Origin of the sequence: Inquilinus sp. KBS0705, assembly GCA_005938025.2 — a bacterium.
Lineage (GTDB): Bacteria > Bacteroidota > Bacteroidia > Sphingobacteriales > Sphingobacteriaceae > Mucilaginibacter.
Window position 1 is genome coordinate 824,682 of the sequence record VCCI02000001.1, and the last position, 14,477, is coordinate 839,158.

The 14,477-nt window shown below is 41.6% G+C and carries 8 protein-coding genes; 5 read left to right on the top strand and 3 right to left on the bottom strand.

The features are described from left to right. Nucleotides 1–41 precede the first annotated feature (41 nt). Nucleotides 42–1,670, top strand: a complete 1,629-nt coding sequence (locus FFF34_003750) for a carboxylesterase family protein (GenBank protein TSD66531.1) — start codon at nucleotides 42–44, stop codon at nucleotides 1,668–1,670. Between the two features lie 74 nt (nucleotides 1,671–1,744). Here the strand turns inward: FFF34_003750 and lpdA are convergent, their stop codons facing one another. Next, a complete protein-coding gene (lpdA, locus tag FFF34_003755; protein TSD66532.1) occupies nucleotides 1,745–3,133 on the bottom strand; it encodes a dihydrolipoyl dehydrogenase in 1,389 nt (462 codons plus the stop codon). A gap of 326 nt (nucleotides 3,134–3,459) precedes the next feature. On the opposite strand from lpdA, the gene FFF34_003760 reads away from it, so the two are divergent. After that, nucleotides 3,460–6,783, top strand: a complete 3,324-nt coding sequence (locus FFF34_003760; GenBank protein ID TSD66533.1) for a TonB-dependent receptor — start codon at nucleotides 3,460–3,462, stop codon at nucleotides 6,781–6,783. Between the two features lie 286 nt (nucleotides 6,784–7,069). Here FFF34_003760 and FFF34_003765 read toward each other — a convergent pair whose 3' ends face one another. Next, the gene (locus FFF34_003765; protein ID TSD67950.1) at nucleotides 7,070–8,248 is read right to left on the bottom strand and encodes a phosphoribosylformylglycinamidine cyclo-ligase; all 1,179 of its coding nucleotides are present in this window, start codon (nucleotides 8,246–8,248) and stop codon (nucleotides 7,070–7,072) included. A 117-nt stretch (nucleotides 8,249–8,365) separates the two neighbouring features. Between FFF34_003765 and FFF34_003770 the strand changes: the two genes are divergently transcribed. Further along, nucleotides 8,366–9,760, top strand: a complete 1,395-nt coding sequence (locus FFF34_003770; GenBank protein TSD66534.1) for a chloride channel protein — start codon at nucleotides 8,366–8,368, stop codon at nucleotides 9,758–9,760. A gap of 102 nt (nucleotides 9,761–9,862) precedes the next feature. Here FFF34_003770 and FFF34_003775 read toward each other — a convergent pair whose 3' ends face one another. After that, entirely contained in the window at nucleotides 9,863–12,037 is a 2,175-nt protein-coding gene (locus FFF34_003775; GenBank protein TSD66535.1) for a glutamine synthetase type III, read from the bottom strand. A gap of 614 nt (nucleotides 12,038–12,651) precedes the next feature. Here FFF34_003775 and FFF34_003780 point away from each other — a divergent pair. After that, nucleotides 12,652–13,710 (top strand): porin, encoded by a 1,059-nt coding sequence (locus tag FFF34_003780; protein TSD66536.1) that lies wholly within the window; start codon nucleotides 12,652–12,654, stop codon nucleotides 13,708–13,710. Between the two features lie 73 nt (nucleotides 13,711–13,783). Further along, on the top strand, nucleotides 13,784–14,365 hold the full coding sequence (locus tag FFF34_003785) for a hypothetical protein (protein ID TSD66537.1): 582 nt from the start codon (nucleotides 13,784–13,786) through the stop codon (nucleotides 14,363–14,365). Nucleotides 14,366–14,477: the final 112 nt, after the last annotated feature.

Sequence of the window (14,477 nt, forward strand, 5' to 3'; positions counted from 1 at the left end):
ATAACCACCTTTTTTAACCAATCAATTATAAAACTAAATAAATGAAAAAACTAACATTGTTTATGCTTGTGCAGTTGGCTTTTACAGCTGTTTTTGCGCAAATGCAGGTAAAGATCAGCGACGGTATGCTGGAAGGAGTTACCGAAAAATCGGGTGTGCATAGCTTTAAGGGGATACCTTTTGCGCAGCCACCAATAGGTGAACTGCGCTGGAAAGAACCGCAACCTGTAAACAGTTGGACAGGTGTGCGCAAATGCGATGCATTTGGATATAACCCCATGCAAAAAAAGGTATTTGGCGATATGGGTTTTCGGTCGGCAGGGATGAGTGAGGATTGCCTTTATCTAAATGTTTGGGTGCCTGCTAAGCCAACTAAAGAAAAAATGCCGGTTCTGGTTTATTTTTATGGCGGTGGCTTTGTAGCAGGGGACGGATCTGAAGCGCGTTATGATGGCGAAAGCATGGCTAAGCGCGGTATAATAGCGCTTACGGTGAATTACCGCTTAGGTGTATTTGGCTTTATGTCGCACCCGGAGCTAACCAAAGAATCGCCACACCATGCATCTGGCAATTACGGGCTGCTTGATCAGGCCGCGGCCTTAAAATGGGTACAGCAAAACATAGCGGCCTTTGGCGGCGACCCTAAAAGGGTAACCATAGCAGGCGAATCGGCAGGTTCTATGTCGGTATCTGCACAAATGGTATCGCCATTATCTAAAGATCTGATAAATGGCGCAATAGGCGAAAGCGGGTCTATGCTCCCTCCGTTGGCGCCGGCTACCCTTAGCGTTGGCGAGGAGAATGGGATTAAATTTGGCGAAAAGGTGGGTGCTACAACTTTAGCAGCTTTGCGTGCCATTCCTGCCGATCAATTGTTAGATCTGGCATCAAAACCAGGTAACCCATCAATGAGTTTTATAGTAGATGGCTATTTTTTCACCAAAAAGCCTGCTGAATCATATGCCGCAGGCGAACAAGCCCACGTGCCTTTACTTGCCGGCTGGAATTCGGCCGAAATCCCTTACCAGGCAGTAATGTATGGCAATGCCCCAACTGTAGAAAATTACATGAAACAGCTAAAAATGTTTTATGCGGCTAAAGCTGATGAAGTAGCCAAATTATACCCCGGTACTACTGAAGCGGAGATCATTAAATCGGCTACTGAACTGGCTAGTGATCGCTTTATAGTTTACGCCACCTGGAAATGGACTGATATTCATGCCCAAACCAGCGGCAAGCCGGTTTATCGTTACATATTTTCTAAAAGTAAACCACCAATGACCGCAAAAATGGCAGGTGCTACCCCTGGTTTTGCAGGCGGTATGAATAAAGCAGACGCATCAAAACCTGCCCCGCCTAAAGGGCCCGAGCCGTATAATGGTGCACCGCATGCCTTTGAAATTGAATATGCAATGGGTAACCTGGCTACAAATGAATCATACCAATGGTCGGCAGATGATTACAAGGTGTCTGAAACAATGGAAACCTATTTTGCTAACTTTATCAAAACAGGTAACCCTAATGGTTCTGGCGTGCCTAAATGGTCTGCTAATGTTAAAGGCGGCACGGTATCTATCATTAATTTAAACACAAAAACTGTAGCAGAAGAGGAAAGCGCCCAACTAAGGGCCCGTTACGAGTTTTTAGATAAAGAGTATATGAAGAAATAACACCAAGACTAAGCCAATAAAAAAGCCGCTCTGACCAAAATCAGGCGGCTTTTTGTATGTATAGTAATTAAATATTACAAGTGTATCACTTCGCCGTAAGCATCAGCTGCAGCTTCCATAACTGCCTCGCTCATGGTAGGGTGTGGGTGTACCGATTTGATGATCTCGTGTCCGGTAGCTTCAAGCTTGCGGGCGGTAACTACTTCGGCTATCATTTCGGTAACATTATGGCCAAGCATGTGCGCGCCTAAAAACTCGCCGTATTTAGCATCGAATATTAGCTTTACAAATCCGTCTTTTGCGCCGGCAGCACTGGCCTTACCAGATGCTGAGAATGGGAATTTTCCAACTTTTATTTCATAACCCGCTTCTTTGGCTGCTTTTTCGGTATAACCAACCGATGCAACTTCCGGTAAGCAATAAGTACATCCTGGTATGTTATTGTAATCTAAAGGCTCGGGGTTTTTACCTGCTATTTTTTCAACGCAAATAATGCCTTCGGCAGATGCCACGTGAGCTAATGCCTGGCCTTTAACAATATCGCCTATTGCATAAACGCCTTCGACATTAGTTTTGTAAAAATCATCAACCAAAACTTTGCCTTTATCGGTTTTTACACCATTTTCTTCAAGGCCTATACCTTCAATATTAGTAGATATACCAATGGCTGATAACACTACGTCGGCTTCTAAAACTATGTTTCCGCTTGCAGTTTTAACATTTACCCTGCAACCTTCGCCATTGGTGTCAACAGATTCAACTGTCGAGCCGGTCATGATATTGATACCTTGTTTTTTAAGTATGCGTAGCAAACCTTTTGATATCTCTTCATCCTCTAACGGCACAATGTTATCTAAAAACTCAACCACGGTAACTTTGGTACCTATGGCATTATAAAAGTAAGCAAACTCGATACCGATGGCACCTGAACCCACTACCACCATTGATTTTGGTTGTTGTGGTAATACCATAGCCTGGCGATACCCGATAACCTTTTTACCGTCTTGCTTAAGGCTTGGTAACTCGCGCGAGCGGCCACCTGTTGCCAATATAATATGGTTAGCTGTAAAGTCTTTCGCCGAACCGTCTTCCATTTTTACGGATACGGTGTTTTTAGCTTTTAAAGACCCGTAGCCTATAATAACATCAATTTTGTTCTTTTTCATCAGGAACTGAACACCTTTGCTCATACCATCGGCAACGCCACGGCTCCTTTTTATTACAGATTCAAAATCAATTTCGCCGCCATTGGTTTTTATGCCATACTCTGACGCATGGTTTAAATATTCAAATACCTGTGCGCTTTTTAGTAAAGCTTTAGTTGGGATACAACCCCAGTTAAGGCAAATACCACCTAACGATTCTTTTTCGATAATGGCTGTTTTTAAACCTAACTGTGATGCGCGAATAGCAGCCACATAGCCGCCCGGGCCTGAACCTATAACTATTAAATCGTAGTCCATATAATATATATTGATTTTGAAATGCCAAAGCTAACTAAAAAGCAGTGGAAATGAAAAAATGGGGATGATTTAGAATTTTGGCCGGAAAGATAATCTTTGTAACTGAAAATCACAAAAGTTGCTTTGAAATATGACATTTGCAATGCAAAAGTTGCATTAAATATTCATCAAAATTTCATTTATGCTTAAAAATACCGCAAAGTGTTGAAAAATATATAATTATTATTAACACAAAGTTAATATACCACATAATTATAGTGGTTATATTTGCCGAAAGTTTTAATCACCAAACGATAACTCACTTAAGTCAAACAAAAAAACAGCGTATGAGGAAGCATTTACTTCTATTTTTATTATTAACCGGCTTAACATTTTTAGCTAATAAAAATGTTAACGCACAGGGTGTTACAACAGCATCCATTAACGGTACGGTTACCGATAGCAAAGGTGGTATACCCGGTGCTACAGTATCTATTACTCACCAGCCAACCGGAACAGTATACTCAACTGTTACCCGTGCAGATGGCCGTTACAACATCCCCAACTTAAGGGTTGGTGGCCCCTACAGCTTTAAAGTATCTTTTATCGGGTATAAAGATTTTACCCAGGAAGGCATCACTTTATCAATTGGCCAGGATCAAAGAATACCTGCTGTGCTCGAAGATAATACCACCTCTTTAAAAGAGGTAACCATCTCGGGTACACAAGGTAAGGTAATTAACTCGTCGCGCACTGGTGCACGCGAAACCATTACCCGCAGCCAGATAGAGACATTGCCTACCATTAACCGTTCGTTGCAGGATTTTACAAAATTAACTCCTTCAGCCAATGGTTTAAGTTTTGGTGGCCGTTCAAGTACCTTTAACAACTTAACAGTTGATGGTGCTTTGTTCAACAACTCTTTTGGATTATCAGGTACTTTAGGTGGCCAAACCAGTTCACAACCAATATCGTTAGACGCTATTGACCAGATACAGGTTGATATTGCTCCTTACGACGTTCGTCAGGGTAACTTTACAGGCGCTGGTATCAATACAGTTGTAAAATCGGGTACTAACCAGGTTAAAGGAACAGCTTACTATTTTTTACGCGGCTCTAAATTAACGGGTTACCACGTAGGCCCAACCAACCTGAACGTAACATCATTTGATTATCACACTGATGGTATTGCAGTAGGCGGCCCGATCATTAAAAACAAATTATTCTTATTCGTATCAGGCGAGCAGGAAAGGATCAGCCAACCACCATCAGCGGTATACGTAGCAGGCGGTGCTGGTGCAAGCGGTGCTAACGTTTCGCAGGTACAATCAAGCACATTGGATGCTATCAGGAATAAACTTATCGGCCTTGGATACGATCCGGGACCGTACCAGGGTTATAACTACACTACATCAAGTGATAAGATAACAGCAAAGCTGGATTGGAATATCGATAAGAACAACGTTTTAAGTGCTAAATATTTCTACTTAAAATCGTTTAAAGATCAGCCTGCAAGTAACTCAGGTATAACTAATGGTGGTGTAGGTTTTGGTACAACACGTGCGCCAGGCCCATCAACCTTACCTTTCTTTGGCTCAGGTTATACCATTAACAACAACTTTAATATTGGTATAGTTGAGTTAGCTACACGTGTTAGCAATACTATGTCAAACAAGCTTACCGTTGGTTACTCGGCTTTAAGAGATTTCCGTAGCTTTTTAGGTAGCAGTTCAATCCCGATGGTTGATATTGGTAATGGTGTTACTGCTGCGGATGGCACAGTTATTACCCCGGCCACTGCAACTGCAACAAGCTTCGGGTCTGAGCTTTATACAGCAGGTAACTTGCTAAGCACCAACATTTGGCAATTTGCCGATGACTTTACCATTTATGCCGGTAAACACGAGATAACTTTAGGTACAAGCAACCAAATACAAAGCTATACCAACGGTTTTGCTCCTGATTATAACGGTTTATATACTTACAATTCAGCTTCAGATTTCCTTAACGGATTACCTGCTGCTGCCTACACGCTGCGTTATTCTGCAGTAGGTAATGCATTCCCTTATGCTAAAATTAAGGCCTCTATTTACAGTGTTTACGCGCAAGATAAATATAGCGTTACTGATAACTTTAAGCTTACTTACGGCTTAAGGGCCGATTATGATGCGTTCCCGACTTCTTTAGCGCCAAATGCTAATGCTGCTGCCTTAACATTCCAGGGTGGTACACAAGTTGATGTTTCTAAATTGCCTAAAAATAGGGTGCAGTTATCACCACGCGTTGGTTTTAACTGGGATGTTAAAGGCGACCAATCTACCCAATTACGCGGTGGAACAGGCTTATTTACAGGCTCGGTACCGTTTGTATGGATATCTAACCAGGCATCAAACAATGGCTTGTTATTTGGTTCGTACACAGTTACAAAAGGTAACGTAAACAATACGCCGGCACAAAACAACCAATTAGTATTTAACCCTGATGTTAATGCAAACCGCCCTGCTCAAGGTGCTGCTAATACCTCATACGAGTTAGATGTTGCCGATCCTAATTTGAAATATCCAAAAATTTGGAGAACCAACTTAGCTATCGATCAAAAATTACCATGGGGTATTATAGGTACAATTGAAGGTGCTTATACTAAGGATGTTAACGCTATCTATCACCAAAACTTAGTAGTATCTGATGGCTTCACTACGCTGCCTGGTACCGAAGGACAGATACGTTACAATTCAAAAAACACCACACCTTCTACTGCATCGCCGCAAAGCGCGACTAACCCGGGTATCACAGGGTTATATTACATGCGTAACACAAGCAAAGGTTACTCGTACTTTATTACAGGTCAGTTACAAAAAAGCTTCAGCAATGGCTTTTATGCTAACGTAGCGTACACCCACACAACATCTAAAGATGTTAACGACGGTGGGTCTACCGCTTCAACTATCTGGAGCACACGTTATGTAGCCGGTAACCCGAATTTGGATAACTTATCAAACAGCTCGTTTGTACAACCAAACAGGATAATCGCTTCATTATCATACCGTAAACAATACGCTAAAAATGCTGCAAGTACAGTTGGTTTAGTGTTTGAAGCTGCCAACAACGGTGCAGTATCATACATCACCGCCGGCGACCCTAACGGCGATGGTGCTACTAACGACCTGATGTACATACCTAAAGCCAAAGGTGACATCCTTTTAGTAGCTAATGATCCTTCGGATTTGCGTACACCTGACCAGTTATGGGGCCAATTGAATAACTTCATCAACCAGGATGGTTACTTAAATAGCCACCGTGGCCAATATGCGCAAAGAAACGCTGTTATATTGCCTACCTACAAACGAATTGATTTCCACTTTGCACAGGACTTCTTTATCCCTGTTGGTAAGGTTAAGAATACACTGGAGTTTACCTTTGATGTTATTAACGTTGGTAACCTGCTTAACCGCGAATGGGGTGTTTACAAAACATCATATAGCGGCTTTAACAACGGTGCTACCACTGTGTTGAAATACGTTGGTAATGACCCTATTTCAGGTCGTCCAACCTACTCGTTCCCTTACCTTGATGCTACTAACCAGGTACCAGTTACTAACTCATTTAAAAATGATATTAGCCAGTTCTCTCGTTTCCAGGGTCAAATTGGTGTACGTTATATATTCAACTAATAAGGTACATACCTCAACAAAAAGAGCCCCGCATTGCGGGGCTCTTTTTGTTTTACAGGGTTTGTATTACCCTTCGTTTATATTGTTGACTTAGCTATAAATTTTTCGTTTATTTTGCTGCTTACACAGGGATTTTTTCCATTTTTTTTGCAGGTGTGCGGCTAACTAATATAACAAAATAATCCATATAAAAAAGCACCTGTTTTGTATATCACAAAAAATCCCCGGCAGTATTACCGCGGGGATCGTATTTTTAGTGGTCCCTAAAAAGTCAGGGTGGGTAATTTTAGTTGTATATAAACTCTCCGTAAGGCGAGGTAACCGTTACCTGCTTTTTATTAGCAGCCTCTACAAGGCCAATTATTTGTGCATCTACACCAAAGCCGGTTGAAATCTCTATCAGCTCCTGGGCTATTTCTTTCGGAACATAAAGCTCCATACGGTGGCCCATGTTAAACACCTTGTACATCTCTTGCCAGCTGGTGTTACTCTCTTCCTGTATCAGCTTAAATAGCGGCGGGATAGGGAATAGGTTGTTTTTTATAACGTGCAGGTTATCTATAAAGTGCAGCACCTTGGTTTGCGCGCCGCCGCTGCAATGCACCATGCCATGTATTTGGCTGCGGTAACCATCCAGCATCTTTTTGATGATAGGGGCGTAGGTGCGGGTTGCCGATAGTACCAGCTTGCCGGCAGTTATAGTTTGCCCGTTGCCAAGGTCAATAAGGTCGGTTAGGTTTTTACTGCCCGAAAACACCAGGTCCAGCGGAAGGGCGGGGTCATAGCTTTCGGTATACTTAGCAGCAATGGTTTTGTTGAACACATCGTGGCGGGCAGATGTTAACCCGTTTGAGCCCATGCCGCCGTTATACTCTTTTTCGTAACTGGCCTGCCCGTATGATGCCAGGCCTACAATTACATCGCCGGGTTGTATGCGGTGGTTTGATATTACATCCTCGCGTTTCATGCGGCAGGTAACTGTCGAATCTACTATAATGGTACGCACCAGGTCGCCTACATCGGCAGTTTCGCCACCAGTAGAGTAGATGCCTATACCGGCGTCCCTTAATTCGGCCAATATCTCTTCGGTGTCGTTAATGATGGCCGCTATTACTTCACCGGGTATCAGGTTTTTGTTACGGCCGATGGTTGATGATAGCAATATGTTATCGGTAGCACCTACGCAAAGCAGGTCGTCGAGGTTCATAATAATGGCATCCTGTGCTATACCGCGCCAAACAGATATGTCGCCGGTTTCTTTCCAATAGGTGTATGCTAATGACGATTTTGTACCTGCGCCATCGGCATGCATAATATTGCAATACAGCTCGTCATTAGTTAATATATCCGGTACTATTTTGCAGAAAGCCTTTGGGAAAATACCCTTATCAATGTTTTTAATGGCATTATGTACATCATCTTTTGATGCAGATACGCCCCGTTGATCATATCTTTGCGGAGAAATCATGGGCAAATATACTGCTTAAACCTATTTTCTTTACTACAGTTTATTATCTTTGTTCAAATCTCAAACTGCAGGGCTCTAATTCTCTTTTAGTACGCTGCATATCAACATCACCGCATGGAATTTATTTATTGGCTAAGGGCCCAATTAAAAAGATCATTTGACAGAATTCGGAACGAAAATTTAAAGAAGAACGCCTTGATAGCTATTCCATTTTGGATAGCATCAATAATTACAGGGTTATTCGCGGTAATATATACCAAGCTTTTTTTGGCAGCTGAAAATTTAACAGGGTACATTATTCGCGGCCACGAATGGTTTTTATTTATTTTAACACCTGTATGTTTCTTATTGGCGTGGTGGATGGTTAAAAAGTTGGCACCTTACTCAAAGGGTAGCGGTATACCGCAGGTGATGGCTGCTATACAACTGTCGGCTGTAAAAGACAATCAAAAGAATAATAAATTTTTAAGTATTAAAATCATCCTGGTAAAAGTAATGTCGAGCCTGGTGATGGCATTAGGTGGCGGAGCCATTGGGCGCGAGGGGCCAACTATACAAATATCAGCTTCGGTATTTAAAATAATATATCATGTGCTACCAAAATGGTGGCCCAAAATTGCTAAGCGCAACATGATAGTTACGGGTGCTGCAGCCGGCCTTGCAGCCGCATTTAATACGCCCCTGGGCGGTATTGTATTTGCTATTGAAGAGCTTACAAAAACCCACTTTAGCTATTTTAAAACAGCCATATTTTCGTCCGTTATTATTGCAGGTTTATCGGCGCAGGCATTATTGGGACCATATCTTTATTTGGGGTACCCTAAAATCGATGGTTTATCACCTTTCATATTTGCCGGGGTTGTACTGGTTGCCATAATAGCAGGACTACTGGGCAGTGCTATGGGTAAATTAATACTATTCATTTTTGCCTGGAAGGCTAAATTTAATTTTACTTATCAGCATGCCATGTATGTGGGTGCCTGTGCTTTTTTAATGGCCGGAATGGCTTATTTTATAAATATGGGTGTGTTGGGCTCGGGGAAGGATTTAATGGTGCAAACGCTGTTTAGCCCTTTTAAATATTCAACCTGGTTTATGCCTATACTGCGCATTACAGGCCCGCTGGTATCATTTACAACAGGTGCGGCAGGCGGTATATTTGCACCGGCCCTTGCTGCCGGTGCAAGCGTAGGCTCAGTGGTTTCGGGTTGGTTCCATCTTTCGGGGGCCAATACCAATTTATTGATATTGGCCGGTATGGTTGGGTTTTTAACAGGCGTTACACGGTCGCCATTCACATCGGTTATTTTGGTATTGGAAATGACAGACCGCCACAGCGTTATATTCCATTTGATTTTGGCTGGGATGATAGCCAGTCTGGTATCTATTATCATAGACAAACACTCGCTTTATGACCATTTAAAACACCAGTATATAGAAGAAGTTGAAGACGGCGAACGAGGCTTACCATCGGATATAAGCGTTGAAACTAAAGAGCAAACAAATTGATAAAAAACTTTATCTGGTGATAGGGAATAAAAAAACCCTCTCTTTCCGTTAGCCAACGGAGAGAGAGGGCAGTGGTGAGTAAACTCATCGGCATAATTAATCTTACCTAATAAACAACAATTCCCTAAACTTAGGCAGCGGCCATAACGAGTCGTCAACCAGCGTTTCCAGCTTGTCTACATGGTAGCGTATTGGGGCAAAATAGGTTTTAACCTTTTCGTCGTAATCAATAGCGCGTTGGCGTATATCTTCAACCGCGTTGGCTTTTTTACGCTCGTTCACCATTTCCTCTACATTGGTTTTTATAAAGTTAATATGCTCGGCTATTTTATTAATAATATCAACCTGCGCGGCGTACGTGCTTTTATCAAGCCCAATATCTTTAAGTCCTTTCACGTTCTCTACCAGTTTTGATTGATAGGCTATAGCCGCCGGTACTATCAAATTCATGGTAAGCTCGCCCATAACGCGTGCCTCTATCTGTAATTTTTTATAAAAGCTATCTAACAGTATCTCGTGGCGGGCATCCGCTTCGCGTTTGGTAAATACCCCGGTTTCGGCAAACAGGTGCTCGGCCTTGTCGGTAACCAGCGCGTCTAAAGCCTTAGGTGTGGTTTTTATGTTGGCCAGGCCGCGTGCTTCGGCTTCTTTTTCCCACTCGGCGCTGTAGCCATTGCCTTCAAAACGGATATTGCGCGATTCTTTGATATACCTTTTAATAATGGTCATTAAGGCCACATCCTTTTTCTCGCCTTTTTTTATCAGCTTATCTACATCGTATTTGAATTTTTTAAGCTGGTCGGCCACTATCAGGTTTAATATGGTCATAGGGCTGGCCGAGTTAGCCGACGAGCCCACCGCGCGCAACTCAAACTTATTACCTGTAAAGGCAAAAGGCGATGTGCGGTTACGGTCGGTATTGTCTCGTAATATGTTGGTTATTTTAGGGATGCCCTGCCATAGCGAGTTCTCTTCCTTTATTTTTTTGCTCAGGCGCGATGTGTCTATCTCGTCTAATACATCGTTTAACTGGCTGCCCAAAAATATAGATATAATAGCAGGAGGGGCCTCGTTAGCACCCAGGCGATGGTCATTATTTACCGATGCTATAGATGCGCGCAATAGATCGGCATGCTCGTGTACCGCCCTTATGGTATTCACAAAAAAGGTCAAAAACATTAGATTGTTTTTTGGCGTTTTGCCCGGCGATAACAGGTTTTTACCGGTATTGGTTATCATACTCCAGTTATTGTGCTTGCCCGAGCCGTTGATGCCTGCATAAGGTTTTTCGTGCAGCAATACCTTAAAGTTATGGCGTTTGGCTACGCGGTCCATAATATCCATTAATAACTGGTTATGGTCAATAGCCAAGTTTATCTCTTCGTAAATGGGTGCGCACTCAAACTGTGATGGTGCAACCTCGTTATGGCGGGTTTTTAAGGGTATACCTAATTGCAGGGCCTCGGTTTCCATATCCTGCATAAAGGCATAGGCACGGCTTGGTATCGATCCAAAGTAATGATCTTCTAACTGCTGGTTTTTGGCAGACATGTGGCCAAATAAGGTGCGGCCTGTTAAATACAGATCGGGCCGGGCATTAAACAAGGCGGTATCTACCAAAAAGTACTCCTGTTCTATACCTAATGATGCATTCACCTTTTCGATGCTTTTATCAAAATAGTGACAAACATCTACGGCGGCTTTATCCAGGGCGCTTAGGGCCTTTAATAAAGGTACTTTATAATCCAGCGCTTCGCCGGTGTACGATACAAATACAGTAGGTATACATAAGGTTCGGCCCATTATAAAGGCAGGGGAGGATGGATCCCAGGCGGTGTAACCGCGGGCCTCAAAAGTATTGCGTATACCACCGCTGGGGAAGCTGGATGCATCAGGCTCCTGCTGTGCCAGCGCGTCGCCGCTAAAGCGCTCTATCGATCCGCCATCGCTTGTGGGTTCAAAAAAGGCGTCATGCTTTTCGGCGGTGGTGCCCGTTAAAGGTTGAAACCAGTGGGTGTAGTGTGTAGCGCCCTTGCCCATTGCCCATGATCGCATTGACGATGCCACCTGGTCGGCCATATCGCGGGGGATGGTTTCGCCATTATCTATCGAGTTTATAATGCTTGCAAAGGCATCGGCCGATAAATATTCCTTCATTTTCTTTTTATCGAAAACATTTGCACCGAAATAATCGGATATTTTGGAAGAAGGGAATTTAACTTCGGGTATCTCGCGGTTTAGCACTGCCCTTAAGGCCTGAAAACGGATATTGGACATAATGGTAACAATTGGTTTAGCCCAAAATTATAAAATCATTTAAAATAACAGGTATAAACCTGTTTGATTGTTAATTCGCGGCTATTTTGTTAAAATAATATTATTTACTGGTAAATTATGTCTGTTTTTGCCATAATTTCAATGAAAATCCGATACTTTATGCATGCATAGCAAGTATTTAAATAAAAAATTTGTTTAAAACTCGTATTTATTGCCATAAAGCTAAAATACTTACCTCATAATATTGATAAATTATAATATTTATAATTATCGACTTTCTATTTTGATTTATTGTGAATATAAATGTTAATAAATAATGCAATTAATTAAAAATTAGGTGCTAATTATTGAAATTATATCATAAATAATTTGTTTTTATTAAAATTCATTCATAATTTCATAAAAAAATTGATAATTTATATCTATTTAATAGATTTTAATTATTTATAACGCCGTTAAGATTAGATATGCTGATTATTATAGAAAATTATTTATTTTTTTATGAAAATCAGATGAAAAACAAGGCGTTTAATGTAAATACTGCTAAATACCTGACCAAATAATAATAAAAATTAACAACAATTAACAAAAATCATTAATCACAATCCCTTATCATGAAAAAAAGACTTTTACTTTTATCTTTCTTTGTAGCTACAGTGTTTGCAGCAAGTGCGCAGGATAGCACTAAAACCGATCCGCCTTTGGCTATATCGGGTTCTGTTGATACTTATTATAAGTACGACTTCTCTAAACATAGTAACTTCCCTACCAGCTTTGCTTCTGATCAAAATTCTGTCTCTATCGGTATGATAGACCTTGCTTTAAAGAAAAAAGTAGGTAAGGCTGCCTTTGTAGGCGAGTTGTCATTCGGTCCGCGCGGCCAGTCGCAGTCTATACCAACTGCTGCCGGTACTTACGACGAAACCAGCAACAGCTACCACATTCAAAACTTATATGTATCGTACGATGTAACTGACCAGTTTAACTTAACCGCAGGTTATATGGCAACATTTATGGGTTACGAGGTGATTAGCCCGGTGGGTAACTTTAACTACTCAACTTCATATTTGTTCACCAATGGTCCGTTCCAAAACCCCGGCTTTAAAGCTACTTACGCTTTTAGCAGCAAGGCAAGTTTAATGGCCGGTATATTTAACGATTCGTGGAACTACTACAAATCAATAAACAAGGTAAATACCTTTGGCGCGCAATTAATGCTGGCCCCTGTAACCGGCTGGACAGCTTACATCAATTTATTAAGCGGCAAATTATCGGGTACCGAAATTGACCTGACCACAACCTACCAAATAACCAGTGCATTTAAATTGGGCTTAAACGCTGCAGATTTTTCGGCAGCTGATGCGGTTGCAACAGGTGGTTTTACAGGCGTAGCTTTATACCCACAATTAGCGGTATCTAAAGATGTTACTTTAGGTGTAAGAGGCGAGTACTTTAAAACTAAAACAGGTACTTATGCAACCTTTGGCCCTAAACCAGGTAGCTCGGTAATGGCTTATACCTTTACCGCCAACATTAAGGGCGGCCCGCTAACCTTTATCCCAGAGGTAAGGTTTGATAATAATAAAGCCATAACTGATGGCTTTACCGATAGCAAATTAGCAGGTACTAAAACAGCTTCACAATTTGTATTAGCAGCTGTATACGCTTTCTAAGCGTTTTAAAACTAAACGATCTGATTTTTTATAAGCCATCCGTATATCCTTACGGATGGCTTATCTTTATAACATGAAAAAAATATTACTCGGTTTTTTGTGTATGTGGTTTGCCCAAACCGCCTCGGCACAAAAAGATTCACTACAGTTTGATGAGAATAACAACTATGTATATTACCATGTAGTTGATAAGCCGGGCTTTACCGCCGATACCCTTTACAACCGTAGCCGCGCATTTACCAAAGCCTTTAAGCTATTAATACCCGCCGATAAAAAGTTTGCACCCAACAGCGTAGATGGTAAGGGTAAATTTTTAGTATACAACGGCCCATCCATGATACGTAAGGAAACCGGTGCTATATCGTACACCTTGTTTATAGAAACCAAAGAAGGTAAGTACCGCTATAAGCTAAGCGATTTTTTATATACGCCCTACGTACGCGACAGGTTTAACAATATGGTACCTGTTGCCGGTTTGGATATTCCCTTAGAGAAATTGCAGACCAAATACGGCAAAAAAGAGGCCGACGCCATACTGGCCCAGGCAGGTGCATTTAGTATAAGCACGGCCAATAAAATAAAGGAATACATGGATAAAGTGTCGAATTTTAAGAAAGCTGAGCCGGTAAAAAAGGTTGCAACCGATAAATGGTAGATCACGCTTTCTAATAAATTTTCCTGTTCCAAATATAATTTGCAATAACAGGGCATTGACAATATAATAGTTGTATGAATAGCTAATTACGATTGATTATTTTGTAAAAATG

Excerpts from the sequence above, each read along its gene's own strand:
- FFF34_003750 (TSD66531.1), top strand. The coding sequence starts at position 42 with ATGAAAAAACTAACATTGTTTATGCTTGTGCAGTTGGCTTTTACAGCT.
- lpdA (TSD66532.1), bottom strand. The coding sequence starts at position 3,133 with ATGGACTACGATTTAATAGTTATAGGTTCAGGCCCGGGCGGCTATGTG.
- FFF34_003760 (TSD66533.1), top strand. The coding sequence starts at position 3,460 with ATGAGGAAGCATTTACTTCTATTTTTATTATTAACCGGCTTAACATTT.
- FFF34_003770 (TSD66534.1), top strand. The coding sequence starts at position 8,366 with ATGGAATTTATTTATTGGCTAAGGGCCCAATTAAAAAGATCATTTGAC.
- FFF34_003775 (TSD66535.1), bottom strand. The coding sequence starts at position 12,037 with ATGTCCAATATCCGTTTTCAGGCCTTAAGGGCAGTGCTAAACCGCGAG.
- FFF34_003780 (TSD66536.1), top strand. The coding sequence starts at position 12,652 with ATGAAAAAAAGACTTTTACTTTTATCTTTCTTTGTAGCTACAGTGTTT.
- FFF34_003785 (TSD66537.1), top strand. The coding sequence starts at position 13,784 with ATGAAAAAAATATTACTCGGTTTTTTGTGTATGTGGTTTGCCCAAACC.